Raw genomic sequence first — 24,538 nt, forward strand, 5'->3', positions numbered from 1 at the left:
CAGTCTGGAATTTGACCGTTCACCCCTCTAAATCAGGCCCGACAAGGCTTGGGGTTGAGCCGCACGGTTTTTTAGGCGCAGAATGGTCGCCCTTGGGGTTTTACCTCGCCTGCTAGAAAAGGAAACTCGATGACTCGTCTTCGTGCCATCTGTACCGCGGTTGCACTGGTTTGCGCCAGCGGCCCTGTTTTTGCCGATACCGCCAGCCACAACGCCAGTGCCGAGGCTTTCCTGACCCTGGCGCACGCTGACAAATTGGGCACTCCGGTGTACATGCAAGTGCAGCAAATGTTCGCTCAGCGCTTTGAACAGACCAAAGCCCCCGAGTCGAAAAAAGCCCTGCTGGAAACCTACCAGGCCAAAGCCAACGCCGCCCTGGACCAAGCCATCGGCTGGAACAAGCTGAAGCCGGACATGGTCAAGCTCTACACCACCAACTTCAGTGAATCCGAGCTCAAGGACCTGGTCGCGTTCTACCAGTCGCCACTGGGCAAGAAAGTCCTGGAAAAAATGCCGCAGCTGACTCAGCAATCGGCCCAGATGACCCAGGCCAAGCTGGAAAGCGCAGTGCCTGTAGTCAACAAACTGCTGGCTGACATGACGGCCGAGCTGGAGCCTAAAGGCGCCGCTCCAGCCAAGAAAAAGCCGTAAGCGGAGTTCGGTATGACCATGCAACAACGCATCGAATCGACGCTGGGTCTGTTACAGCCCGAGCACCTGCAAGTGCTGGATGAAAGCCACATGCACAGCCGTGGGCTACAGACCCACTTCAAGGCTGTGGTGGTCAGCGCGCAGTTCGAAGGGCTCAATCGCGTCAAGCGTCACCAGAAGGTCTACGGCACGCTCGGCGAGCTGATGGGCGAGTTCCATGCGTTGGCGCTGCATACCTACACGCCAGAGGAATGGGCACAGATCGACGCGGCTCCGGCCTCGCCGACCTGTGCTGGCGGCAGCAAGCATTAAGATCAAAAGATCGCAGGCTTCGCCAGCTCCTACCTTGGAATGCGTTCTCCTGTAGGAGCTGCCGCAGGCTGCGATCTTTTTTGCTAGAATCCGCAACGCGCCGCTCACCCGGCGCGTTTTTTTTCGCATCCGGTTCACCCCTTACGAGGGTAGCCACCTGGAGAATCACCCATGACACAACAGATTGTCGTGGCGGCACTGTATAAGTTCGTCACCCTGGAAGATTACGTCGCCCTGCGCGAGCCACTGCTGCAAGCGATGGTCGACAACGGCATCAAAGGCACGCTGCTGATTGCCGAAGAAGGCATCAACGGCACCGTGTCCGGCAGCCGCGAAGGCATCGACGGGCTGATGGCCTGGCTCAAGAACGACCCGCGCATGGACGACATCGACCACAAAGAGTCGTACTGCGACGATCAGCCGTTCTATCGCACCAAGGTCAAACTCAAGAAAGAAATCGTCACCCTCGGCGTCGAAGGCGTGGACCCGAACAAAAAGGTCGGCACCTACGTCGATCCGCAAAACTGGAACGCGCTGATCAGCGACCCTGAAGTGCTGCTGATCGACACCCGTAACGACTACGAAGTCTCGATCGGCACCTTCGAAGGCGCCATCGACCCGAAGACCGCCAGTTTCCGCGAATTCCCCGACTACATCAAAGCCCATTTCGACCCGGCCGTGCACAAGAAAGTCGCGATGTTCTGCACCGGCGGCATTCGTTGTGAAAAGGCTTCGAGCTATATGCTCAGCCAAGGCTTCGACGAGGTTTATCACCTCAAGGGCGGCATCCTGAAGTATCTGGAAGAGGTACCGCAGGAAGAAACCAAATGGCAGGGCGACTGCTTCGTGTTCGATAACCGTGTGACCGTACGCCATGACCTCAGCGAAGGCGACTACGATCAATGTCATGCCTGTCGCACACCGATCAGCGTCGACGACCGTGCATCCGAGCACTACGTGGCCGGCATCAGTTGCCCGCATTGCTGGGATAAGCTGAGCGAGAAGACCCGCCGCAGTGCCATCGACCGGCAAAAGCAGATCGAACTGGCCAAGGCGCGCAACCTGCCTCACCCGATCGGCTACAACTACAAGCAAACCCCTTCCGAGGCTTGAATCATGTCTGCTCGCCGCCTGCTCTATGTGATGGACCCTATGTGTTCCTGGTGCTGGGGCTTTGCGCCGGTGGCCAATGCGCTGGTCGAGCAGGCGCACGCAGCGGGGGTGGAGGTGCATCTGGTCGTGGGCGGTTTGCGCACCGGCAGTGGCTCGGCGCTGGAGCCGACGACCCGGCGCTATATCCTTGAACACTGGCAGGCGGTGACCGAAGCCACCGGCCAGCCATTCAAGCAGGAAGGCGCGTTGCCCGAAGGCTTTGTCTACGACACCGAGCCTGCGTGTCGGGCACTGGTGACGGCGCGCAGCCTGGCGCCGGATTGCGCGTGGAAACTGCTCGGGCTGATTCAGCATGCGTTCTATGCGCAAGGGCGCGACGTCACTCATGCCAGTGTGCTGGTGGAACTGGCGGAGCAGGCCGGTCTGCCGCGCATCGAATTCGCCGCCGCATTCGACCGTGCGGATCAGCACGCCGCAACCGCGGCCGATTTCACCTGGGTCCAGGACCTGGGCATCGCCGGTTTCCCGACCTTGCTGGCTGAACGTGATGGTCAGCTGGCGCTATTGACCAATGGCTATCAGCCTCTGAGCGTGTTGTCCCCGTTGCTCGGCCGCTGGCTGGAGCGCGCGGCCTGTGCATGACTTGCCCGATGACGCGCCAGTACCCAAGCGCGTCGATCGGCTGAGCTGGGCGGAAATCCGGCGGCTGGCCCTCCAGCATAAAAAGTCCCTGTGGATCGCCAACGGCGTGGCCGTACTGGCGACCCTGTGCAGCGTGCCGATCCCCTTGCTGCTGCCGCTGCTGGTGGACGAAGTGTTGCTGGGCCACGGTGACACCGCGTTGAAAATCATGAACCACGCGCTGCCGGATGCCTGGCAGAAAGCTGCGGGCTACATAGGCCTGATGTTATTTGTGACCTTGGGCCTGCGTTGCGCGGCGCTGCTGTTCAATGTCGTGCAGGCAAAGCTGTTCGCGGCGCTGGCCAAGGACATCGTGTACCGCATTCGTGTGCGCCTGATCGAGCGACTCAAACGCATTTCGCTGGGTGAATACGAAAGTCTGGGCAGCGGCACGGTGACCACGCACCTGGTCACGGACCTCGACACCCTCGATAAATTCGTCGGCGAAACCCTCAGCCGTTTCCTCGTGGCCATGCTGACCCTGGTCGGTACGGCTGGCATTCTGATGTGGATGCACTGGAAACTGGCGTTGCTGATCCTGCTGTTCAACCCCTTGGTGATCTATGCCACGGTGCAGTTGGGCAAGCGGGTCAAGCACCTGAAGAAACTCGAGAACGACAGCACCTCGCGTTTTACCCAGGCACTGACCGAAACCCTCGATTCCATTCAGGAAGTACGTGCCGGTAACCGTCAGGGCTTTTTCCTCGGGCGCCTTGGCCAGCGAGCCCGTGAAGTGCGTGACTATGCGGTGAGTTCGCAGTGGAAAACCGATGCGTCGAACCGTGCCAGTGGCTTGCTGTTCCAGTTCGGTATCGATATTTTTCGTGCCGCCGCCATGCTCACCGTACTGTTTTCCGACCTGTCCATCGGGCAGATGCTGGCGGTGTTCAGCTACCTGTGGTTCATGATCGGTCCGGTGGAACAACTGCTGAACCTGCAATACGCCTTTTACGCTGCCGGTGGCGCGCTGTCGCGGATCAACGAGTTGCTGGCCCGGGCCGACGAGCCTGAATACCCGGGCGGCGTCGACCCGTTCAACGGTCGCGAAACCGTCGGCATCGAAGTCCAGGGACTGAGTTTCGGCTACGGCGACGAGCTGGTGTTGAACCAGATGAACCTGTCGATCGCTCCTGGCGAAAAGGTCGCGATAGTAGGTGCCAGCGGCGGCGGCAAAAGCACCCTGGTGCAGCTGCTGCTGGGCCTGTACACACCGCTCGCCGGAACCATCCGCTTCGGCGGTTCGACCCAGCAAGAGATCGGCCTGGAAACCGTGCGCGAAAACGTCGCCGTGGTCCTGCAACATCCGGCGCTCTTCAACGACACCGTACGCGCCAACCTCACCATGGGCCGCGAACGTAGCGACGAGGCCTGCTGGCAAGCGCTGGAAATTGCGCAACTGCACAACACGGTTCGGGAATTGCCCAACGGCCTGGACAGTATTGTTGGACGGTCCGGCGTGCGTTTATCCGGCGGGCAGCGTCAACGCCTGGCGATTGCGCGGATGGTGCTGGCCGAGCCCAAGGTGGTGATCCTCGACGAGGCCACCTCCGCCCTGGACGCGGCCACCGAATACAACCTGCACCAGGCATTGGCGCGGTTCTTGAGCAACCGCACCACCTTGATCATTGCGCACCGGTTGTCGGCCGTGAAACAGGCCGACCGGGTGCTGGTGTTCGATGGCGGGCAAATTGCCGAGGATGGCGACCATCAGCAGTTGATTGCCGATGGTGGGTTGTACGCCAAGCTTTATGGGCATTTGCAGCAGATGTAGGTCAGTTCCAAAGCACCTTGAGCGCGTCTCTTCCGCCATCATGTCCGAACTGTTGCATGACCACTGAGCACGACTCACAGGGCCGCATGGTCGACACTACGTCGATGGAGCGGATTTGCGTTGGGTCGGGATACTTCTCACGAATAACCTTGATTAATTTACTTTCGCTGTCCAGCGAGGTTGGTCTGGTTGCATCTATCGGTTTATAGGTTTTGATATCTTTGATAGTAAGGGGGATGGCCAGTATCTTTCCCTCAGGCGTGACATTGAGGTTCGTTTTCGGGAAAGTCTGATTGAAGTCGATGTTGAAGTACGTTGCATTACCCTGCCGTACCTGATTGGCACCCAAGCTGCGGAACAACGGCAAATAGGTGGTGCTGCCCTGAGCCCCGGAAACACTGACGTAGATTTCCCTTTGCCCCGAACTGGTCGTCACATCGGCGAAGGCAATGTTTCTGGCATTGACCGGACGTGCATTTCTGGGTAGCAGGCTGTGCAGCCTGGACATTGTGTCCTGGATCCGTAAGTAAGGATCGGCAAGTCTAGGTTTGATGATTGGAGACAGAAAAAGCGTATCGAGGATTTCTGCTGTTTTTTGCCGAAAGGGTTGTGATGCTACCCCACTGCGTGTCCAGGTAGCGGCCCCTTCAGGTAGGGAGGTGACGATCATTCGGGTCGAGTGATCGAACATTAAAGCCTCTCCCGGGCTGGTATCCACCTTAAGCCATCGCATATTACTGGCAGGATTAGCCGTTGTGCCCAGCGGGATCGCGATCTCATCCATGGTTCTCATGGCACGTTCGACAGCCTCGACTCCGTGGATTCGGGCGGTGTTGTTCGCATTCAGCGAGCCGGTATATACCCGTGATAGTTCATCGCCGAGCGTGCCATCGGCCATCTCGGCCTGCGTAAGTTTTCTGAATTCCAGTGGTTCGCTCAGACTGTTGCCCTTGGGGACTGTCGCGAGATAGTACTTGTCGGTGTTGACCCGGGTAAAAACATGGATGGCCGTATCATCGATGGCGGGAATCACAATGGCCCCGACCCGTTGAATGTCGGTGGCCTGCTCATAGGTTCCAGGAATATTAATGCGAGCGTAAATACCTTTTCGAAACTCTATGGTGGCGGTAATTCTTCTGCGGGGTATCAGATAGTTTTGGTTGAAACCCAGAGTTCTCAGATCGCCATGAACGCGGCTAGGTACATTGTCCGTAACTCGGTAGAGCCCGCCATCGCGTGCGAGGTACTGATTCTGGCGCCATGTTTGCGGTGTAGAGAGCTGGTCGCCAAACCACGGTGCATAACCCTTGGATTCGTCGACTGAGCCAATTGGGGGAGTCGGAGCGGGAGTTGCAGTGACAAAACTATTGAGGCAGACGGTTTCGGCAATTACTCGCCGCAGACGGCACGGAACAAGTTTCAATGCGTCGCTGTCATCGATCAGGTTGACTCGGCGCAAGATGTTGCCATCCAACCGGTAGGCGACATCATCGAGATACATCGTGGTTCGGCCATCGACTTCAGGCATTTCTCGAACGCGTGTATTTTCCGGGATGTCGCACAGCACGCTATCGCTATTCTTACCAGCGGTTCGATACAGCGATGGCCCGATGGACAATTCGTTTTCAGACAATACGCGACCATAGGGTTTGCCAGATAGAGGATCGCTTAAATAATGGGCTGACCTGGTGGTTGATCCGACATTGCGTACAGGGACGTCGTCGAGCCCGCGCACTGTAGCCAGTCGGTCGCCCTTCGTCAGGGGCGTCCAGCGACCCGGATCATTGATATGAGGCAAGCCTGAGATGACGCTGTATTTTCCAGATTTACCCGCGGCGATCCGAATGCGTTTATACGCAGGCCTGAGCGCAAATCTCAAACCTGCGTATAAGCCCCGCAACGAACCTCCCAATAGTCGCAGGCCGAGTGTTGGAAGACCATAGAACGGGATTGTGTTCCGTACGAGTGAAGTGGTTAGCTTTGTAACAAGCGAGCCGAACTCCGGAAGTGCAGCGCGTACACCAGATCGGACTGTTGTGGAGGCCAGCTTCATGGAGCCTGAGGCAAATTTCCCCACGGGGAATGCAAACGAGGCTACATCGAAAAATAATCCGTAAAAACCCCAAATCTGTTTATTGGGGTCGTTGGAAAGCAGATCGCTGATACTTCCCCAGAATGGAATAAACCCTTTGATCCGCTCAGTAAAATAAGGCCGGTTTTTAACTTTTTCTATCTCGGTTGTACCTCGGGCCTCGGCGTAAAGATGTTTTTCGTCATAATAGAAAAATTGATTGGCAATATAATCGGCGAGCTTCAAGGCTTGAGAAAAACCCGAGATGCCAGACGAGGAATAATCACTGTCCGGGCTTGGTGATGGGGCTGAGAACGTTTTTCCAAACTGATCGATAATGGCGATGCATGTTGCATTTTTTTTCGGGAGGGTACCGCTCTCATGAGCGTCCCAATCAAATGGAACACTTTTTCCCCGTACGACTGGCACATCGGGAAAGAAAGACCCTTCGATCTGCTCTAATTCTTCTTGTCCGCCGAGCATGGAGGCTGAAAAATCTGCACGTTCTCGAATGATTCCGGCTTGCGGTAAGCATTCATAATAGGAAATTTTTGTTTTGTAGTCGATCTGAAGAATGAATCCCATTCGGAGTCGAAGTGGGAGTGTGATTTCTTCCGTCTCGTTAGCTTTTCCTATATCGATGGCAGATGTTCTCAAGGTGAAAATCTTGACTTCTCCCTTTTCGATGGCTTGGCGGTCATCGTAGGGAAGTGAAAAAAACAGACTTTTCAATAGTGTCTGATAGCTGCGTTTGGTGAGTGTTAGGTAATTATTAAATTCCAATTCAAATAATTCTTCTACATCGGGCAAGGTTTTTTGCCTCAGTGTTTCAGGAAGCCAGGGGGCGGTGGTTTTTATTGTTCGGTCTGCATTAATACTGATTCGGTGCCCACTTCTGCTTACTTCGTTGCGATTCGTGATGTACCAGGTTTTATTTTTGGTCCATTTTCCCGACATATAAACATCTTTAAATGAGTAGGGTTTGTCTGCTAGCGGGGGTATTGGACGCCCTCCAGGAGTTTGCTCGACATATTCAATCAATTTTCGTCCGTCTGAAGTGAACGCACCGCTGGTGTTGCCGGTAACTGTCCGCTGTACTCCATGTATAGTGGTGACATAGGAGTAGCTGTGTTCGCTGTTGAAATAGGCTTTCATCTCTCGTTCGGCAATGGCCGATCTTTCCGGATGCTTGACATCCAATTGAATGATGGCTTTTCTCAATGCGTCGGTGTGCTCGTCGAGCGCTTTGATCGATCGTTCTATTTCTTCCTGTGAATAATCCGAATCGGCTCTCTCGAAGATGACGTCATTGGTGATGGCCCATTCCAAAGTCGGGGGGATTCTCGCCCACGCGATAAGCTCAAGTTCTTCCGGAGTGGCTTGTATAGACCGCTGAAGTGGTAAATCGACCAATTGCTGAAAGGTCATCCGCTGGAGCAGGTCAGATTCCATGGCCTCGGCGATCAATACACCATGGACGAAGTTTACCCAGACAACAGAACTTCTGTAGGGCAGGTCGGCGGGTATGTCAGGAATCTGGAATTCCTTGGGGAATTCGGATTGGAACAACTGAGCGAGCAAGCGCGCCTCGGTCATTGAAGAGGCTCGTTTGGAGTCGAATAAATGCCGTTCGAACTCGGTCCAAATACTTCGGTAACTTTTTCCCCAGTTTGAACGCTTGTGCCAAGGGTAGCCTGCGATATCTGCCGGGTTGTCATTCCTTGACATGTTTGTCCATAAACGAATGGTTTTACTGATCAGTTTGATCCGGACCTCTGCTGAGGCATCCTCGCCCGGCTGGCCGCCGTACCAATTTAAACCTTCCAGTAATGCGTTTCCCAACCGCTCGGCCTCGGGAGTACGCAAGATTTTTTCGAGCACTACGGTTGGCGTTGTGCGGGCTTTATCGTCAGTCGCTCTGGGGGACGTATTTTTTTCGAGGTGGTGGAATAGCGAATTTTCTGTTTTGGGAAGAAATCCTTTAACGATATCCGTGATCTTGCTATTGGTAAGTTGGGTGATCAGGCTGTCCATTGTAAATGTTGGTTCGACTCGCCGTATTGTTTTTAGCGTTTTTTGGTCGTGCTGGGTGGGCGTACGAGGGCAAGCGTCGATATCGACACCGATGCCTAGATGAAGCGAATGGCGGGCGCGTTTTTCTTTCAGGTTATGGATCGTTGCGCGATGTTCGGCGGTGACTTCAGGATTCCAGGGAAGCATGCCGTAATAGTTGATCATCTGTATAAGCCTGATCGCACCATCGCTGCGAATGACGCCGCCTAGTTTAACCGCTGCAAGGTTAATGGTCAGCATCAGGTCAACCAACTCCTGCTTCGTCGGTAGACCCAATACCAACGTTCGCGTACCCTCTTTCGAGGTGGCCTCATACTTGACCCTATCACCGTCGACCGTCAGTACCAACGTATCGGGATTGGCCCCCGAGTTCTGACAATATGCTCGGTATTCCGCATTTTTTAATAGAGGCTCCAATAGTTTTTGGCCTGGGACGCCGAGGCCCGCGAGTGGAGAATAGGCGTGGGGAACGATACGAATGCTTTGCAGGACCACTAACGATATGTTGGGAGCATCTAAGTGGGTAATCATTGTGTCATAGTCGGACAGAGTGCCTTGGTGCTCCATTGCGGCAGAGGGTGTTGAAGCGGCTGTTGTTGAGTCTTCACTCAACTCTGATGTTGTTAAATTCATTTTAGTGATATCTCGCTTGGTTCATTTGTGAGAATTGCGCATGCGACACAGAGGTAGGTGCGTTATCCCAGTTGGAAGAGTAAATAGTTGTACCAGCAGGAAATTAAAGAATGCGGTATTTATATATATTGTGAAGTCGAGCGCGGGTAGTGGGTGTGTTGGTTGAAGGGTAGTTCCAGGGAGACATTGCTACGCGTCCCTTTGCCTGTTTTTGTTATGACTTTTGAAGCTCGTATAAACTGTGGAAGTTGGCCGGGGCGTGCGAGGGGGATCCGGAAATTGTGGCGCTGGCTTGCCGGGAGAGTGAACGCACCCTAGTCTAGCTGTAGCGATCACGTTGGATGATGATCTGGCAGTGCTAATGCAAGGGACCCCATGAATCAGACACGGACTCTCGGAACGCCCCGGCTGTTGGGCATCGTCTGGCCATTTATCGCCGTCGTGCTGTTTCAGGCGCTGCTGGGGGGCGTCAGTCTGTACACGCTTTCAGCGGTTCGCGGCTACGTGGCCGGTGAAAGCCTGTGGTCCAAGGGCCAGAAAGACGCCATTTATTACCTCAATCTCTACGCCGACAACCGTGACGAGGCGATTTTTCGCAAGTACGAGGGTGCCATTGCCGTGCCTGAGGGAGGGCACGAGTTGCGTCTGGCGCTGGATCATCAGCCACCGGACATCGAAGCGGCGCGAGTGGCGATTCTCAAGGGTGGCAACCACCCGGATGATGTTTCCAGTGTGATCTGGCTGTACCTCAACTTCCGGCATTTCAACTACCTGGAAAAAGCCATCGACCTCTGGAGAGTGGGGGACGCCTACCTGGTTCGACTCGACGACGTTGCGCAGCAGATGCACCGGCACATCATCGCCAATCAGGCCACGGATGCCGACATCAAGCGTTGGAAGGAGCAGATATTCGCCATCAATAATGGCGTGACGCCGGCGGCGAAGGCGTTCAGTGATGCCTTGGGCGAAGGCTCACGGGTGATTCTGCGGCTGTTGTTGGTGATCAATCTCGCCACAGCCCTGGGCTTGATCGTCCTGGCGCTGATGCGCACCCACAAGCTGCTCAAGCAGCGCCATGCGTTCGCCGACGCGCTGCAACTGGAGAAAGACCGGGCGCAGATCACGCTGCAATCGATCGGCGATGGCGTGATAACCACGGATGTCGAAGGCGCGATCGCCTACATGAACCCGGCCGCCGAGGCGTTGACGCACTGGAAGGCCGAGCAGGCGACAGGTTTGCCGCTGGCAGCGCTGTTCAATCTGCTCGATGAGAACGCTCAAGCTGACGGTTTTACCTTGATCGAGCACATTTTGAGCGGACAGCTCAGCGGTGGCAGCGAACATTCCAAATTGATTCAACGCCTGGACGGCAGCACGGTGTCGGTCACGCTGGTCGGTGCGCCGATCCGCAATGCCGGCAAGGTCAGTGGCACCGTGCTGGTGCTGCACGACATGACCCAGGAGCGGCAATACATTGCCAATCTGTCCTGGCAGGCGACCCACGATGCCCTGACCGGGCTGGCCAACCGCCGCGAGTTCGAGTATCGCCTGGAGCAGGCGCTGCACAACCTGACGCGGTATTCAGGGCGCCATGCGCTGATGTTCCTTGACCTGGATCAGTTCAAACTGGTCAACGATACCTGCGGTCACGCGGCCGGTGACGAGTTGCTGCGGCATATCTGTGCGTTGTTGCAATCCGGCCTGCGCGAGGGCGATACCCTGGCTCGGTTGGGTGGCGACGAGTTTGGCATCCTGCTGGAAAACTGTGCCCCGCAAGCCGCGGAGAAAATTGCCGAGGTGTTGCGCCAGACCGTACAGAACCTGCATTTCGTCTGGAAAGGCCGCCCCTTCGTGACCACGGTGAGTATCGGCCTGGTGCATGTCACGCAGAGCCCGACCACCCTCGAAGCCTCGCTGCGCGCTGCAGACATGGCCTGCTACATGGCCAAGGAAAAGGGGCGCAATCGGGTTCAGGTCTATCATGCCGACGATTCGGAATTGTCCCTGCGCTTTGGCGAGATGGCCTGGGTGCAACGTCTGCACATGGCGCTGGAAGACGACCGCTTCTGTTTATACGCCCAGGAAATCGCGCCCCTTGGCCCTACCGATCAGGGCGGCGGGCATATCGAAATCCTGTTGCGCCTGCATGACGAAGCCGGGCGGATGATTTTGCCCGACAGTTTTATTCCGGCCGCCGAACGTTACGGCCTGATGACGTCTCTTGACCGCTGGGTCGTGGAGAACGTGTTCAAGATCATTGCCCAATGCATGGCTGAGAAGCGCAGCTGTCCGTTGGCGATGTGTGCGATCAATCTGTCAGGCACCACGATCGGAGATGAGGCGTTCCTCGACTTCCTGCGTGAACAATTTGTTGCATATGCGATCCCGCCTGAAATGATTTGTTTTGAAATCACAGAAACGAGCGCCATTTCCAATCTGGGCAGCGCAATAAAATTTATCAATGAACTCAAAGGGTTAGGTTGCCACTTTTCGCTGGACGATTTTTGCGCCGGAATGTCCTCATTCGCGTATTTGAAACATTTGCCTGTAGACTTCCTGAAGATCGACGGGAGTTTCGTAAAGGATATGCTGGACGACCCGATTAACCGCGCCATGGTCGAAGTGATCAATCACATCGGTCATGTCATGGGTAAGCGCACGATTGCCGAGTTTGTAGAGACACCCCAGATCGAGCAGGCATTGCTGGAGATCGGGGTGGATTACGCTCAAGGGTATGTGATTGAACGCCCGCATCCGTTTACCTGCGATAGTCTGCAACGTCGTCCTGCCCGGCCTCGGCCCTTGTTGTTCAAGGCGCCTGGCACGTTCCGCTGAAATCTTTCGCTGGTCCATACAATCACAATCAAAAGGAGCTCGACAGTGATCGACACATTCATCAGAACCGGACCACTCATGGAAGCTGCAAGTTATCCCGCCTGGGCTCAGCGCCTGATCCAGGATTGCAGCGAGAGCAAGCGCCGGGTTGTCGAACACGAACTGTACCAGCGTCTGCGTGATAACAAACTCAGTGCAAAGACCATGCGCCACTACCTGATTGGTGGCTGGCCGGTGGTCGAACAGTTCGCTTTATACATGGCACAGAACCTGACCAAGACTCGCTTTGCCCGCCATCCAGGCGAGGACATGGCACGTCGCTGGCTGATGCGTAATATTCGCGTGGAACTCAATCACGCTGATTACTGGGTGCACTGGAGCCGTGCCCACGGTGTCAGCCTGGAAGATCTGCAAGCGCAACAGGTTGCCCCGGAACTGCATGCCTTGAGCCATTGGTGCTGGCACACCAGTTCCGCGGATTCATTGATCGTTGCCATTGCCGCCACCAACTACGCCATCGAAGGCGCGACCGGGGAGTGGTCGGCGCTGGTGTGTTCCAGTGGCGTCTATGCGGCATCGTTCCCCGAGGAAGATCGCAAGCGGGCCATGAAGTGGCTGAAGATGCATGCCCAGTACGACGATGCCCATCCGTGGGAAGCGCTGGAAATCATCTGCACGCTGGCGGGCATGAACCCGAGCAAGTCCCTGCAAGAGGAGCTGCGTCATGCCGTCTGCAAGAGCTACGACTACATGTTTCTGTTCCTGGAGCGCTGTATGCAGCTTGAGCATGCGCAGATGGCCCCGGTGATGCGTGAGCGGATGGCGCTGGCGGAAAGCTGATCCGTTATTCGCTGCATTGAAAAAGCCCGCTTTCCTGTCCGTATCGATAGGGGCGCGGGCTTTTTAGTAACAGCTGAAAATGACTAGGCGCTGACTTTCAGTCCAACCAGTCCGGCAATGATCAGGGCTACGCTGGCCAGTCGGAACAGCGCCATGGATTCGCCAAACAGAATGATCCCGGCGATCACTGTCCCGACTGCACCCACGCCCGTCCAGATTGCATAGGCCGTGCCCAGCGGCAGTTCCTTCATGGCAAGACCCAGCAAGCCCAGGCTGATGGCCATGGCGGCAACGGTCAACGCGGTGGGGAGAGGGCGGCTGAATCCGTCGGTGTACTTCAGGCCGACGGCCCAGCCGACTTCGAACAGGCCGGCGAAAAACAGAATGATCCAGGACATGAGAGACCTCCATCGATTGACGGGGTCGTCCCCAGATTAAATGACTCGATCGAGCCGCGAGGTCGTCCTCGCGTTGCGCAGAATAGTGCCAATTATTAACCCGGGGATCAAGTTCGTGGATCAGTCAGTGGCCTCTTTGGCCGCTGTTGTCCTGTCTGCTTTCTCGCTCATGCGCCGGAAATACGTCGAGAGCAGCGCCCCGGAAATGTTGTGCCAGACGCTGAACAACGCGCTGGGCACTGCCGCCAGCGGCGAAAAGTGCGCGCTGGCCAGGGCGGCACCCAGTCCGGAGTTTTGCATGCCGACCTCCAGCGCCAGGGATTTACGCTGGGCCAGGGGCAGCTTGAACAGCCGCCCTGTGAAGTAGCCCAGCAGGTAGCCGAAGCTGTTGTGCAGCATCACCACGGCCATGATCAACAGGCCGGACTCGGCGATTTTCGCCTGGCTGGCGGCAACCACCGCGGTGACGATGATCACGATGCTCACCACCGACACCAGCGGCAACACCTCCACCGCGTGGCGGACCCGATCACCAAGCACACGCTGGGCGACCACGCCGAGCACGATCGGCAGCAGCACCACTTGCAGGATCGACCAGAACAGCTCCATGAACGATACCGGCAACCACGCCGAGGCCAGCAGCCAGATCAGTGCCGGCGTCAGCAGTGGCGCGAGGAGGGTGGTGACGGCGGCGATGGCCACCGACAGCGCCAGATCCCCGCGGGCCAGCCAGGTCATCACGTTCGATGAGGTGCCGCTCGGGCAGCAACCGACCAGAATCACACCGACAGCGATTTCCGGCGGCAATTGGAACACCTGGCAGAGCAACCACGCCACGCCGGGCATGATCACGAAATGGGCAACCACGCCCAAGGCCACGCGCCACGGATGGCGAGCGACTTCGGCGAAGTCTTCGAGTTTGAGGGTCAGGCCCATGCCGAACATCACCAGCCCCAGCAGCGGGACGATTGCGCCTTTGAGGCCGATGAACCACGTCGGTTGCAGGAATGCCACGACGGCGAAAATCAGTACCCAGTAAGCGAAGGTGTTGCCGACAAAACGACTCAATGCTGCCAGCGCGCGCATGGCCTGATCCTTGTTAAATTAGTGGTATTCCCAGAGTGGAAATCCATCAATGTGGGAGCTGGCTTGCCTGCGATGGCGGTGTGTCAGGCTACATTTCAGCTATCTGACACACCGCCATCGCAGGCAAGCCAGCTCCCACCTTTGACCCGGTTTCTTCAGGGGAGCCGGTTGCCTTTAGATCCCTTGCGGAAGCTCTTCGCCACCCAAGGCTTCAACCAGCGCCGGCAGGAAGTCGCCGAAGGTCAACATCATCAGGGTGAAGCTGGCATCCAGTTGGCCCAGGGCTTCTTCGCCACCGTCCTGTTCCGCCTGGTCTTGCAGCAGGTCTTCGAACTTCAGGCGCTTGACCACCATCTTGTCGTCGAGGACGAACGACAGCTTGTCTTGCCAGGCCAGGGACAACTGGGTGACCACTTTGCCAGTGCTCAGGTGCAGCTGGATTTCTTCGCTGGTAAGGTCCTGGCGCTTGCACCGTACGATGCCACCGTCTTCATGGGTGTCACGCAGTTCGCACTCGTCCAGTACGAAGAAGTCGTCCGCGGCTTTCTGGGTGGTGACCCACTCCGTCATGGTCGCCGTCGGGGACATCTTCACGGTCAGTGGGCGTACCGGCAGCGTACCGATCACTTCACGCAGGGTGGACAGCAGGTCTTCGGCACGTTTCGGGCTGGCCGAGTTGACCAGGATCAGGCCCTGTTTCGGCGCGATGGCGGCGAAGGTCGACGAACGACGGATAAAGGCGCGCGGCAGGAAGGCCTGGATGATTTCATCCTTGATCTGGTCGCGTTCCTTTTTGTAGACCTTGCGCATTTGCTCGGCTTCGATCTCTTCGACCTTTTCCTTCACCGCGTCGCGCACGACGCTGCCCGGCAGAATGCGTTCTTCCTTGCGGGCGCTGATCAGCAGGAAGTCACCGCTGACGTGTACCAGCGGTGCATCTTCGCCCTTGCCGAACGGCGCGACGAAACCGTAGGTGGTCAACTCCTGGCTTGCACATGGACGCGCCAGTTTGGTGGCCAGTGCAGTTTCCAACGCCTCGGCATCAACAGGCAGATCTTGGGTCAGGCGATAGAGAAGCAGGTTTTTGAACCACATGGGGTGAGTCTCTCCTTATATACAAAGGGGGGCATTATTCTCTTCGCGGCGCCATAGGCCAACCCTTAGCTAAGCCTTTGGAAGGCCTGCAAAAATTATTTAAAAAAGTGCTTGCCAGAGGTGGGGGCGCTCCGTAGAATGCGCGCCACACCGAACGTGAAGGGTGATTAGCTCAGCTGGGAGAGCGTCTGCCTTACAAGCAGAATGTCGGCGGTTCGATCCCGTCATCACCCACCATTCGCATTCAGTGTTACGCGCAGCGGTAGTTCAGTCGGTTAGAATACCGGCCTGTCACGCCGGGGGTCGCGGGTTCGAGTCCCGTCCGCTGCGCCATATTCGGTTACCTGGAATGCTGAACGCCAGGTCACCACGGAAAAGCCCGCTCACGCGGGTTTTTTTCTGCCTGAAGTTCCTGCAGGATGCATCGTTTCACGGGTTTTCAGATTTTTTTGAAAGATTTATCAATTAAATCAACACTTTATGAAAATCCATGGCATAATGTGCCCCGCAACGAAGGTAAAGGGTGATTAGCTCAGCTGGGAGAGCGTCTGCCTTACAAGCAGAATGTCGGCGGTTCGATCCCGTCATCACCCACCACTTTCAACGCTACGCGCAGCGGTAGTTCAGTCGGTTAGAATACCGGCCTGTCACGCCGGGGGTCGCGGGTTCGAGTCCCGTCCGCTGCGCCATATTCGGTCATCTGGAATGCTGAACGCCAGGTCACCACACGGAAAGCCCGCCTAGTGCGGGCTTTTTGCTGTCTGGAGATTGGCTTTTTGCTGGCTTCCCACTGTGTGTAGCGGCGAGCTTGATCCTACATAACCGCCACACGACCTGTAGGAGCGAGCTTGCTCGCGATGATCTCGAGGGCGACGCGTTTAGTCAGAGAAGACGCGTTATCGTTAACGTCTATCGCGAGCAAGCTTGCTCCTACAGGCGAAGATGACAGAAGCTTCATCCTCCGATTCCAGAAATGCGTTGAAACACCTGAACTTATCAGCAGTTTCCTGCTCTCATGCCGGTAGCCATTGGTCGTGGCCGCCTGATAAGCTCGCGGCTTTACTCGATTGCCCTTTAGGCGCATGAACAAGGAAATAGCATGAAACAGCATCGGTTGGCGGCGGCGGTGGCCCTGGTTGGCCTGGTACTAGCGGGTTGTGATTCGCAGACCAGCGTAGAGCTCAAAACCCCGGCGCAAAAAGCTTCCTACGGGATTGGCCTGAACATGGGCAAGAGCCTGGCTCAGGAAGGCATGGATGATCTGGACTCCAAAGCCGTTGCCCAGGGCATCGAAGATGCCGTTGGCAAGAAAGAACAGAAGCTGAAGGACGAAGAGCTGGTTGAAGCCTTCGCAGCACTGCAAAAGCGTGCTGAAGAACGTATGGCCAAGATGAGCGAAGAGTCGGCGTCCGCCGGCAAGAAGTTCCTCGAAGACAACGCCAAGAAAGCGGGTGTCACCACCACGGCTTCGGGCCTGCAGTACGAAGTGGTCAAGAAAGTTGATGGCGCACAGCCGAAGCCGACCGACGTAGTGACTGTCCACTACACCGGCACCCTGACTAACGGCACCGTTTTCGACAGCTCCGTCGAGCGCGGCAGCCCGATCGATCTGCCGGTCAGCGGTGTGATCCCGGGTTGGGTCGAAGGCCTGCAACTGATGCACGTTGGCGAGAAGTACAAACTGTACATTCCTAGCGAGCTGGCCTACGGCGCCCAAAGCCCGAGCCCGGCGATTCCAGCCAACTCGGTGCTGGTATTCGACCTGGAACTGCTGGCGATCAAGGATCCGGCAAAACAGGACGACGCTGCCAAGTAATCGGCGTCTGCTCTTACAACAGCGCCTCGCTTATGCGGGGCGTTGTTGCATCTGGCGCTCAGCAAGGGTAAACAAAGCGAACGGATGCTGAACGCTGGAGTCATAGCCATTGAGGACGCCCGTGCTATCCGCGCCAGAGCGCCAAGTCAATGAAATCTTGGGTTTTTTTATGTGAGTAAAAAACGCCCGATCTGAGCTCAGCCCTTATGAAACGGGGCCTTCAGCCGCGAAATGCAGCTCTGTTCACAAGGTTATCCACAATTTGTGTGGATAACATTTCAGTGGGAGGAATCATGAAAGTACCCTGGAATTTCGCTCGTTTTCTGCCACTTGCCGGACGTCTGCTCGCTCGTGGCCGTTTGCCGACCTTGCTGTTCGCGGTTGCCAGCAAAGGTGCCAGCCAGGGCAACCGGCTGGGCAAGCTCAAAGATGACCTGCGCTTGTTGCAGGCGCTGTGCCTGGCCTATTGGCGAGGTGAGTACCGTGCCATCAGCCCGAAAGCGCTGATATCGGTGGTCGCAGGCTTGATGTACTTCCTCAGTCCGGTGGATGCGATCCCGGATTTCATTCCGATGTTCGGCATGCTCGATGACATTGCCGTGCTGGCCTGGCTGATGAAAGTCCTCGACGACGAACTCAACGCCTTCCGTGCCTGGCGCAAACGCCAGCTGCCGGAGAAGCTCGCCATTGTCGAGCGCCTGCCCGATACCCCGGAGCAACTCAAGCTTCAGCACCCGAAAAAGCACTGAGCCCTTCAGGACGTCCTTATATTCAAACCCCTCGCGACCTTGGCCGCTGTTAGGATTACACTTCTAGGGAAAAGTGCCGACTCGCTAAGTGTCGTTGTCCTACGGGGAAGTCATGGATATTCAGATAATCACACGCGAAGGCGAGCCCGAGTATGCGGTTCTGCCGTGGGCTCAGTATCAGGCTCTACTGAAAGCAGCAGGCATCAACCAGCAACCGCCGCAGGTCGCCCCAGAGCGTCATGCGGCATCACCCGACCCGATTCTGCCGGGTCTGGATCAACTACGCAGTTTGCGCGAAGGGAAGGGCATCGCCATCGAGGCGCTGGCCCGCACGGTAGGCATCAGTCCGTCTTATCTGGCCTTGATCGAAAGTGGCGAGCGTCAACCCGACGCTGCGATTCGCCGCAGCCTGGCCTGGGAATTGACGGTGCCAGGGTGGAGGGATGAATCGTGAGCGTACGCATCAGTCGTCAACATTGGGATGGATTACTCGGCGAGCTGGATCAGGCACGTCGTCAGCGTCACCTTCTGACTTATCGCGCATTGCTGGAGCGTCTGCAGCTTCCGACGCCGGCCATGCAAACCCTGACCGCTGCCCTTGAGCATCTGGCCGCGCTGGACGCCAAGGCCGAACAGCCCCTGCGCAGTTCGCTGGTGATCAGTCAGGGCGCCAGTCGCCTGCCGCGCACCGGCTTCTTCGAATGTGTCGAACGCCTGGGGCGTTTCTCCGGGCCATCCGATGGTGTCGCTGCTGCCTCCTGGCATGCCTCGGAAGTGGTGCGAGTATTCGAATACGAGTATCCCGAATCGGCGGAAGCCTGAGTGTTTTTACGACTCAAGGCGCGGGCCGGTTACTGGCTCGCACGCCGGTTGTTTCACTGGTCATGGTTCGTCCGCCAGCCCCGTGGCTGGAGCTGGCTCGAGGGCCAGTTCGCGCGCATGGCGAACCTCGGTGACGTTGGCGCCCAGAGCTTCTATGGTCACATCCTGACCTTTCGCGGCGTTGGCCTTGGGGCTCGTGAGGAAGGCGTGCGCTTGTTGCGCCTGGCGGCGTTGGCGGGCGATGGCAAGGCCGCGTACCAGGTGGGCGTGATCAGTCTGGCGGGGACGGCGAGCAAGGCGCCGGATCCGGTCGAGGCGGCGCGGTTCTGGGAGATGGCTGCCAAGGCGGGGCATCCGTTGGCTGAGATCAAACTCAAAGCGTTGGCGTCTCGCGGTGCTGCGGATTAATTACCTGCGTATCTGGCAGACAAATGTAGCGTGAGGGAAACCTCTCGCCACGTTTGCGTTTCTGGCTGCTCATTCTATGGTGGCGAATTAAAGAATTGCCCTACATCAACATCATCCTTTTCCGGCTTCTTTTCTGATTGATTCCCCGCAATGTCATGCGCGCAATTTCCGGACAGGCTCATCAGAGATTTCCTTCAAGTTGTAGCGATTTTCATGAACTGGTGCGCAGCTGGGTCTATCGATAGTCTTTTGGCTGTCACTGCAAATTCAGTGACAGGGCGTGGAAGCCCTTCTATCGTTAGGCGCACAAGCGCCGCCAGCTCGGCGTTTTTTATCGTCTGTGTTTTATGGTGGCTGTGCGCGGGGCGCTTTCGAGTGCGCCGGGTGCCTAACGTCCCGGTCTTCCACACCTGCGTACAGCCGCCACCTATTGCGTGGAAGTGATTTCTGGCGGCTCCATTTCATACGTTAGGAGTCAAGCGATGACAGCAATTACACCTGATCCACCCTACGAAAAACCAATTCCCAATCCGGGAAACCGCTTCATGGCGCTTACCAGCAACTGTTCGGACATACCAACCTTGTTCGTCGATACACACGCGCCGCTTGATGTTTTGTATGACGCAGCCAACTACCGAATCCGCGCGGTAACCCAAGCGCTGGAGAACCTGTCGATGCGCGGTTCTATCGAGTGTGAATCCTTCATCCTCAGTGACTTTTCCTTGCTCTGTGCCATTCCATTGCGCGATGGCTGCGATGTGCTGGATGTCATTGGGCGGCGGTTGCGGGCTCGGTCAGCGGCGAATTAGTTCAGAGACTTGTAGTGTTTGAGCTGGCCTCTTCGCGGGCAAGCCCGCTCCCACAGGTTTGGTGTCGTTCACAATATCTACGAACGACACCAGACCTGTGGGAGCGGCGGTGCGGCGATCCGACTTGCCCGCGAAGGCGTCCTTCCAATCAGCGCTACCCCATCAGCAATGATCGGCTGGAACAGGCGGTGCAAACCGCTTTGGGCCAGGATTGAACTCAAGGCACTCAGCTGTTCGGTTGTGGTCATGGCGATCTCTGGCGATAAAAAAAGGACCGGGTGCAAGGTGCACCCGGTCCTTTATTTATCGCCAGAACAATGACTGTCTGCTGACGCTCCGGAGAGCGTCAGCATTTAATTGCCATCATCTCAGTGCTTGGCCACCGCCGTGTTGAGTTTCAGGTAATCCAGCAGAATCCGCCCGGTCTCGCTCAGGTAGGCATCGTCTTCCGGCTTGGTCTTGTCCGGCTCGGCTGCGATCAGGTCTTCATCTTCTTTCTTCAGCTCTTTTAGCGGCTCTTCGCCCTTGGCCTTGCGACGCAGATTCTCCATCGCCAGCTGCTTGGCTTCGATATCGGCGTGTTGGGCACGACGATCGGCTTCATTGAGGCTGACGGTTTTTTCCGCCATCAGTTTCTGCGCCAGGGCCAGCTTGTCGCGGATGAACACGAACTCTGCGTCCTTGGCCGTGCGCACGTCATGCTCGGACTGGAGCTGGGTGATGTACGGTTTGAACGGGTCGAGCGCAGGCTTGATCGCCGCGCGGATGGTGTCCCACGGCATGGCTTCCGGCAGGGCGCTTTCGCCGATTTCCTTGGTGTCGATGATCGACGGGTAGTCGATGTCCGGCAGCACGCCCTGATGCTGGGTGCTCTGACCGGAAACCCGGTAGAACTTGGCCAGGGTCAGTTTCAGTTCGCCATGGTTCAGCGGCTGAATGGTCTGCACGGTGCCTTTGCCGAAGGTCTGGCCGCCGATGATCAGCGCGCGGTGGTAGTCCTGCATGGCACCGGCAAAAATCTCCGAAGCGGAGGCCGACAAGCGGTTGACCAGCAACGCCATCGGGCCTTTGTAGAACGCCCCCGGATTTTCATCTTCAAGCACGTCGACCCGGCCATCGGCATTACGCACGAGAACGGTCGGCCCTTTGTCGATGAACAGGCTGGTCAGCTCGGTGGCTTCCTGCAGGGAACCGCCGCCATTGTTGCGCAGGTCGATGACCACGCCGTCGACCTTGTCTTTCTGCAGCTCGGTCAGCAGTTTCTTGACGTCGCGTGTGGTGCTCTTGTAGTCCGGATCACCGGCACGGAAGGCCTTGAAGTCCAGGTAGAACGCCGGGATCTCGATGACGCCGAGCTTGTAATCCTTGCCATCCTGCTTGAGCTTGAGGACCGACTTTTTCACCGCCTGGTCTTCAAGCTTCACCGCTTCGCGGGTGATCGGGACGATCTTGGTGGTCTGGTCGTTCGGCGCATTGCTGGCCGGGATCACTTCCAGGCGCACCACGGTGCCTTTCGGACCACGGATCAGCTTGACCACTTCGTCCAGGCGCCAGCCGACCACGTCGACCATTTCCTTGTTGCCCTGGGCTACACCGATGATCTTGTCGGCCGGTGCGACCTGCTTGGTCTTGTCGGCCGGGCCGGCAGGCACCAGACGCACGACTTTCACCTGGTCGTTATCGCTCTGCAACACGGCGCCGATGCCCTCGAGGGACAGGCTCATGTTGATGTCGAAGTTCTCCGCGTTATCCGGCGACAGATAGTTGGTGTGCGGGTCGTAGGACATGGCGAAGGTATTGATGTACGCCTGGAAGATGTCTTCGGCACGGGTCTGGTCCAGGCGCGCCAGCTGGTTCTTGTAGCGCTTGGTCAGGGTTTCCTGAATCTGCTTGGAGTCCTTGCCGGCGATCTTCATCCGCAGGACTTCATCCTTGACGCGTTTGCGCCACAGTTCGTCGAGGTCCGCGGTGGATTTGAGCCAAGGGGCATCCTTGCGATCGATCAGCAAGGTTTCCTTGGTGGTGAAATCGATTTTGTCGACGCCTTTGTTCAACTCGACAAGGGCAAAGTCCAGACGCGCCTTGACGCGGTCCAGGTAGCGCTTGTAGATGGTGAACCCGGCGTTCAGGTCGCCGCTCTTGAGGAAGTCGTCGAACTGGGTTTTCCACTTGTCGAATTCGGCAATGTCGCTGGCCATGAAATAGCTGCGCGACGGATCCAGCAGCTTGAGGTAGCTGTCATAGATGATGACCGAGCGCGCATCATCGAGCGGCGGCTTGCTGTAGTGGTGACGCTTGAGCAACTCGACGACGTTCAGACTGGCGATCACTTCGTCACGATCAGGCTGAAGCTTGTCCCAGCTATTTGCTGCGAACGTATTGCTCGACATCGGCAACAGGCCGATACCAATAAATAGGGCTAGGGCGGTGCTGGGGAACAGATGCTTCATGCTGATTCGACGCGGGGACAATTGATCACGCATATTAGGCCGTCTTTGAAGTCGCCGGTTCCACAAAGGGCCGGTCACATAATGCAAGAAAGCCCGGCGCTACAGCTACGGGCTCAGTCCAGACTCACTATGGAGGCACTGTGAAAGCATTGCAAGGCGTGGAAGGTCGAGTGGAGTGGGTGGAAGAGCCCAGTCCTACGTGTGATGTAGGACAAGTCCGCATTCGTGTGGCGGCAGCGGGTCTCAATCGCGCCGATTTGTTACAGAAGGCGGGACTTTACCCGCCACCGCCGGGAGCCAGTCAGGTACTGGGTCTTGAGTGTTCGGGGGTCATCAGCGAGGTCGGTCCGGGCTCCTCCTGGCAGGTCGGTGATCGGGTTTGCGCCTTGCTGGCCGGGGGCGGGATGGCCGAAGAGGTGGTTGTCGACGGACGGCATGTGTTGCCGGTTCCCGACGGAATGTCGCTGGCCGAGGCGGCAGCGCTGCCTGAAGTGTACGCGACCGTTTGGCTGAATTTGTTCCAATTGGCTGCGCTCAAGCCAGGTGAGAAAGTTCTTCTGCATGCCGGGGCGAGTGGAATCGGTTCAGCTGCCATTCAGCTGTGCAAGGCGTTTGGCAACCCGTGCTGGGTCAGCGTCGGTTCTGCCGAGCGCCTGGCTTACTGCGAAGCGCTGGGCGCGCAGGGCGGTGTGGTGCGCAACGGCGATCTGGACAGCTTGCGCGATCTGGGGCCGTTCGATGTGATCCTCGACCCGGTCGGGGGCAACTATGCCGAGCTGAATCTGAAGGTGTCGGCCCTGGATGGCCGTTGGGTATTGATTGGGCTGATGGGAGGGCGAGAGGCAAAGCTGGATCTGGCACAAGTGCTGGGCAAGCGCGTGCAATTGTTGGGTTCGACCCTGCGCAGTCGCGACGAGCAGTTCAAGGCGGATCTGTTCAGCGACCTGAGCCAGCATGTCTGGCCGTTGTTTGCCGAAGGGCGTTTGAGCCCTCAACTGGCGAAGACATTTCCGATCAAGGATGCCGAAGCGGCGTTTGCGGAACTGGCGAGCAATAAGGTGTCGGGGAAGTTGGTGCTGCTGATCGACGAAAGCCTGACCTGATTTTTCGCTAAATGCGGTCCTTGTGGGAGCGTGGCTTGCCCGCGATTCAGGCGACGCGGTGTGTCAGTCAGACCGCGTCATCGTTCATCGCGGGCAAGCCACGCTCCCACAGGGATTTGGGTTACTTCCAGAGATGGATTGGCCAGCCGGCTTTTTCGGCGTGTTCGAGCAACACCGGATCCGGATTCACCACGTGTGGGAAATCCACCTTTAACAGCAGCGGCAGATCGTTGCGTGAATCCGAGTAGAAACTCGCGCCTTCCAGGTTTTCCTCCTCCGCATCCAGCCATTCCAGCAAACGCGTGATCTTGCCTTCGCGGTAGGTCAGGGTGCCGAGGGTGTTGCCGCTATACACCCCGTGCGTAACTTCCAGCTCGATGGCGAGCATTTCATCGATACCCAGCCGTTCGGCAATGGGCCCGACCAAGTGCGTGCCTGAAGCAGAAATCACCAGAATCCGGTCGCCAGCCTTGCGGTGGGCAGCAATGGCCTTGGTGGCGTCACTGAAGATGATCGGCTCGATGAAGTCTTCCACCCAAGGCGCCACCAAGTGCTCGACCTCTTCCGGCGTGCGCCCGATCATCGGCTCCAGGCTGAAGGTCATGTACTCCTCCATGCGCAATTTGCCGTGGCTATAGGCGTCCATCATTTCGTTGTTGCGACGCATGAACGGCTCGGGGTCGACCCAACCCAGGCGGCCCATTTGCTCGCTCCAGAGGGTGGCGCAGTCGCCGTGGATCAGGGTTTCGTCCAGATCAAAAATTGCCAGGGCCATTAGTGCGGTTCTCTCCGAGAACAGCTTCAAGCTATAAGCTTCAAGCT

Annotated in this window: 20 protein-coding genes and 4 tRNA genes; 18 read left to right on the plus strand and 6 right to left on the minus strand. The window is 57.2% G+C overall.

The features are described 5' to 3' along the window. Positions 1-129: 129 nt before the first annotated feature. From ACA067_RS06960 to ACA067_RS06980, 5 genes are all read left to right on the plus strand, one after another. Positions 130-651, plus strand: a complete 522-nt coding sequence (locus ACA067_RS06960; protein ID WP_150631677.1) for a DUF2059 domain-containing protein — start codon at positions 130-132, stop codon at positions 649-651. Positions 652-663: 12 nt separating this feature from the next. After that, positions 664-963 carry a BolA family protein gene (locus ACA067_RS06965; RefSeq protein ID WP_057713758.1) on the plus strand — a complete coding sequence of 100 codons (300 nt, stop codon included), beginning with the start codon at positions 664-666 and terminating at the stop codon, positions 961-963. Positions 964-1,134: 171 nt separating this feature from the next. Next, positions 1,135-2,076 (plus strand): oxygen-dependent tRNA uridine(34) hydroxylase TrhO, encoded by a 942-nt coding sequence (gene trhO, locus ACA067_RS06970; protein WP_497461136.1) that lies wholly within the window; start codon positions 1,135-1,137, stop codon positions 2,074-2,076. A 3-nt stretch (positions 2,077-2,079) separates the two neighbouring features. After that, positions 2,080-2,718 carry a DsbA family protein gene (locus ACA067_RS06975; protein ID WP_497461137.1) on the plus strand — a complete coding sequence of 213 codons (639 nt, stop codon included), beginning with the start codon at positions 2,080-2,082 and terminating at the stop codon, positions 2,716-2,718. Continuing rightward, positions 2,711-4,528 carry an ABC transporter ATP-binding protein gene (locus tag ACA067_RS06980; protein WP_497461138.1) on the plus strand — a complete coding sequence of 606 codons (1,818 nt, stop codon included), beginning with the start codon at positions 2,711-2,713 and terminating at the stop codon, positions 4,526-4,528. Before ACA067_RS06975 ends, ACA067_RS06980 begins: the two co-directional genes overlap by 8 nt. Before the next feature lies 1 nt (position 4,529). On the opposite strand, the gene ACA067_RS06985 is transcribed toward ACA067_RS06980, so the two are convergent. Further along, positions 4,530-9,305 (minus strand): hypothetical protein, encoded by a 4,776-nt coding sequence (locus ACA067_RS06985; protein WP_497461139.1) that lies wholly within the window; start codon positions 9,303-9,305, stop codon positions 4,530-4,532. A 375-nt stretch (positions 9,306-9,680) separates the two neighbouring features. Between ACA067_RS06985 and ACA067_RS06990 the strand changes: the two genes are divergently transcribed. Then, positions 9,681-12,140, plus strand: coding sequence for an EAL domain-containing protein (locus tag ACA067_RS06990; protein ID WP_497461140.1), 2,460 nt, complete (start codon positions 9,681-9,683; stop codon positions 12,138-12,140). A gap of 78 nt (positions 12,141-12,218) precedes the next feature. Beyond that, on the plus strand, positions 12,219-12,980 hold the full coding sequence (locus ACA067_RS06995; protein WP_497461141.1) for an iron-containing redox enzyme family protein: 762 nt from the start codon (positions 12,219-12,221) through the stop codon (positions 12,978-12,980). 83 nt (positions 12,981-13,063) lie between these two features. Here the strand turns inward: ACA067_RS06995 and sugE are convergent, their stop codons facing one another. The 3 genes from sugE to rdgC form a co-directional block, all read right to left on the minus strand. Next, the gene (sugE, locus tag ACA067_RS07000; protein ID WP_027922462.1) at positions 13,064-13,378 is read right to left on the minus strand and encodes a quaternary ammonium compound efflux SMR transporter SugE; all 315 of its coding nucleotides are present in this window, start codon (positions 13,376-13,378) and stop codon (positions 13,064-13,066) included. A gap of 120 nt (positions 13,379-13,498) precedes the next feature. Next, positions 13,499-14,464, minus strand: a complete 966-nt coding sequence (locus ACA067_RS07005; protein WP_497461142.1) for a bile acid:sodium symporter family protein — start codon at positions 14,462-14,464, stop codon at positions 13,499-13,501. Positions 14,465-14,638: 174 nt separating this feature from the next. Continuing rightward, positions 14,639-15,559, minus strand: a complete 921-nt coding sequence (gene rdgC, locus ACA067_RS07010) for a recombination-associated protein RdgC (RefSeq protein WP_497461143.1) — start codon at positions 15,557-15,559, stop codon at positions 14,639-14,641. Positions 15,560-15,720: 161 nt separating this feature from the next. Between rdgC and ACA067_RS07015 the strand changes: the two genes are divergently transcribed. The 10 genes from ACA067_RS07015 (at position 15,721) to ACA067_RS07060 (ending at position 20,163) form a co-directional block, all read left to right on the plus strand. Then, positions 15,721-15,796: transfer RNA gene (locus ACA067_RS07015), tRNA-Val, on the plus strand. A 19-nt stretch (positions 15,797-15,815) separates the two neighbouring features. Then, positions 15,816-15,892, plus strand: a tRNA-Asp gene (locus tag ACA067_RS07020). Positions 15,893-16,080: 188 nt separating this feature from the next. After that, positions 16,081-16,156, plus strand: a tRNA-Val gene (locus tag ACA067_RS07025). 15 nt (positions 16,157-16,171) lie between these two features. Next, a tRNA-Asp gene (locus ACA067_RS07030) sits at positions 16,172-16,248 on the plus strand. 410 nt (positions 16,249-16,658) lie between these two features. After that, on the plus strand, positions 16,659-17,375 hold the full coding sequence (bamJ, locus tag ACA067_RS07035) for a BamJ family beta-barrel-assembly machinery protein (protein WP_497461144.1): 717 nt from the start codon (positions 16,659-16,661) through the stop codon (positions 17,373-17,375). Between the two features lie 293 nt (positions 17,376-17,668). Further along, positions 17,669-18,124 carry a YkvA family protein gene (locus ACA067_RS07040; RefSeq protein ID WP_497461145.1) on the plus strand — a complete coding sequence of 152 codons (456 nt, stop codon included), beginning with the start codon at positions 17,669-17,671 and terminating at the stop codon, positions 18,122-18,124. Positions 18,125-18,236: 112 nt separating this feature from the next. Next, the gene (locus ACA067_RS07045; RefSeq protein ID WP_497461146.1) at positions 18,237-18,578 is read left to right on the plus strand and encodes a helix-turn-helix domain-containing protein; all 342 of its coding nucleotides are present in this window, start codon (positions 18,237-18,239) and stop codon (positions 18,576-18,578) included. Then, positions 18,575-18,946 carry a hypothetical protein gene (locus tag ACA067_RS07050; RefSeq protein ID WP_003223109.1) on the plus strand — a complete coding sequence of 124 codons (372 nt, stop codon included), beginning with the start codon at positions 18,575-18,577 and terminating at the stop codon, positions 18,944-18,946. The genes ACA067_RS07045 and ACA067_RS07050 overlap by 4 nt, the downstream gene beginning before the upstream one ends. Next, positions 18,947-19,354 (plus strand): SEL1-like repeat protein, encoded by a 408-nt coding sequence (locus ACA067_RS07055; RefSeq protein ID WP_497461147.1) that lies wholly within the window; start codon positions 18,947-18,949, stop codon positions 19,352-19,354. It begins immediately after the preceding gene. Positions 19,355-19,836: 482 nt separating this feature from the next. Beyond that, positions 19,837-20,163, plus strand: a complete 327-nt coding sequence (locus tag ACA067_RS07060) for a hypothetical protein (protein WP_497461148.1) — start codon at positions 19,837-19,839, stop codon at positions 20,161-20,163. 368 nt (positions 20,164-20,531) lie between these two features. Here ACA067_RS07060 and ACA067_RS07065 read toward each other — a convergent pair whose 3' ends face one another. Then, entirely contained in the window at positions 20,532-22,613 is a 2,082-nt protein-coding gene (locus ACA067_RS07065; protein ID WP_497462739.1) for a carboxy terminal-processing peptidase, read from the minus strand. 140 nt (positions 22,614-22,753) lie between these two features. On the opposite strand from ACA067_RS07065, the gene ACA067_RS07070 reads away from it, so the two are divergent. Then, positions 22,754-23,716, plus strand: coding sequence for a zinc-binding dehydrogenase (locus tag ACA067_RS07070; RefSeq protein WP_497461149.1), 963 nt, complete (start codon positions 22,754-22,756; stop codon positions 23,714-23,716). Positions 23,717-23,837: 121 nt separating this feature from the next. On the opposite strand, the gene ACA067_RS07075 is transcribed toward ACA067_RS07070, so the two are convergent. Then, positions 23,838-24,491: an HAD family hydrolase gene (locus tag ACA067_RS07075; RefSeq protein ID WP_497461150.1), complete on the minus strand. Its 654-nt coding sequence runs from the start codon at positions 24,489-24,491 to the stop codon at positions 23,838-23,840. Positions 24,492-24,538 lie beyond the last annotated feature (47 nt).

It is taken from the genome of Pseudomonas sp. LBUM1674, from assembly GCF_059695635.1.

Coding starts and splice junctions, on each gene's coding strand:
- ACA067_RS07040 (WP_497461145.1), top strand. CDS start 17,669: ATGAAAGTACCCTGGAATTTCGCTCGTTTTCTGCCACTTGCCGGACGT.
- trhO (WP_497461136.1), top strand. CDS start 1,135: ATGACACAACAGATTGTCGTGGCGGCACTGTATAAGTTCGTCACCCTG.
- ACA067_RS06995 (WP_497461141.1), top strand. CDS start 12,219: ATGGAAGCTGCAAGTTATCCCGCCTGGGCTCAGCGCCTGATCCAGGAT.
- ACA067_RS07060 (WP_497461148.1), top strand. CDS start 19,837: ATGACAGCAATTACACCTGATCCACCCTACGAAAAACCAATTCCCAAT.
- ACA067_RS07075 (WP_497461150.1), bottom strand. CDS start 24,491: ATGGCCCTGGCAATTTTTGATCTGGACGAAACCCTGATCCACGGCGAC.
- sugE (WP_027922462.1), bottom strand. CDS start 13,378: ATGTCCTGGATCATTCTGTTTTTCGCCGGCCTGTTCGAAGTCGGCTGG.
- rdgC (WP_497461143.1), bottom strand. CDS start 15,559: ATGTGGTTCAAAAACCTGCTTCTCTATCGCCTGACCCAAGATCTGCCT.
- bamJ (WP_497461144.1), top strand. CDS start 16,659: ATGAAACAGCATCGGTTGGCGGCGGCGGTGGCCCTGGTTGGCCTGGTA.
- ACA067_RS07045 (WP_497461146.1), top strand. CDS start 18,237: ATGGATATTCAGATAATCACACGCGAAGGCGAGCCCGAGTATGCGGTT.
- ACA067_RS06965 (WP_057713758.1), top strand. CDS start 664: ATGACCATGCAACAACGCATCGAATCGACGCTGGGTCTGTTACAGCCC.
- ACA067_RS07065 (WP_497462739.1), bottom strand. CDS start 22,613: ATGAAGCATCTGTTCCCCAGCACCGCCCTAGCCCTATTTATTGGTATC.
- ACA067_RS06975 (WP_497461137.1), top strand. CDS start 2,080: ATGTCTGCTCGCCGCCTGCTCTATGTGATGGACCCTATGTGTTCCTGG.
- ACA067_RS06960 (WP_150631677.1), top strand. CDS start 130: ATGACTCGTCTTCGTGCCATCTGTACCGCGGTTGCACTGGTTTGCGCC.
- ACA067_RS06985 (WP_497461139.1), bottom strand. CDS start 9,305: ATGAATTTAACAACATCAGAGTTGAGTGAAGACTCAACAACAGCCGCT.
- ACA067_RS06990 (WP_497461140.1), top strand. CDS start 9,681: ATGAATCAGACACGGACTCTCGGAACGCCCCGGCTGTTGGGCATCGTC.
- ACA067_RS07005 (WP_497461142.1), bottom strand. CDS start 14,464: ATGCGCGCGCTGGCAGCATTGAGTCGTTTTGTCGGCAACACCTTCGCT.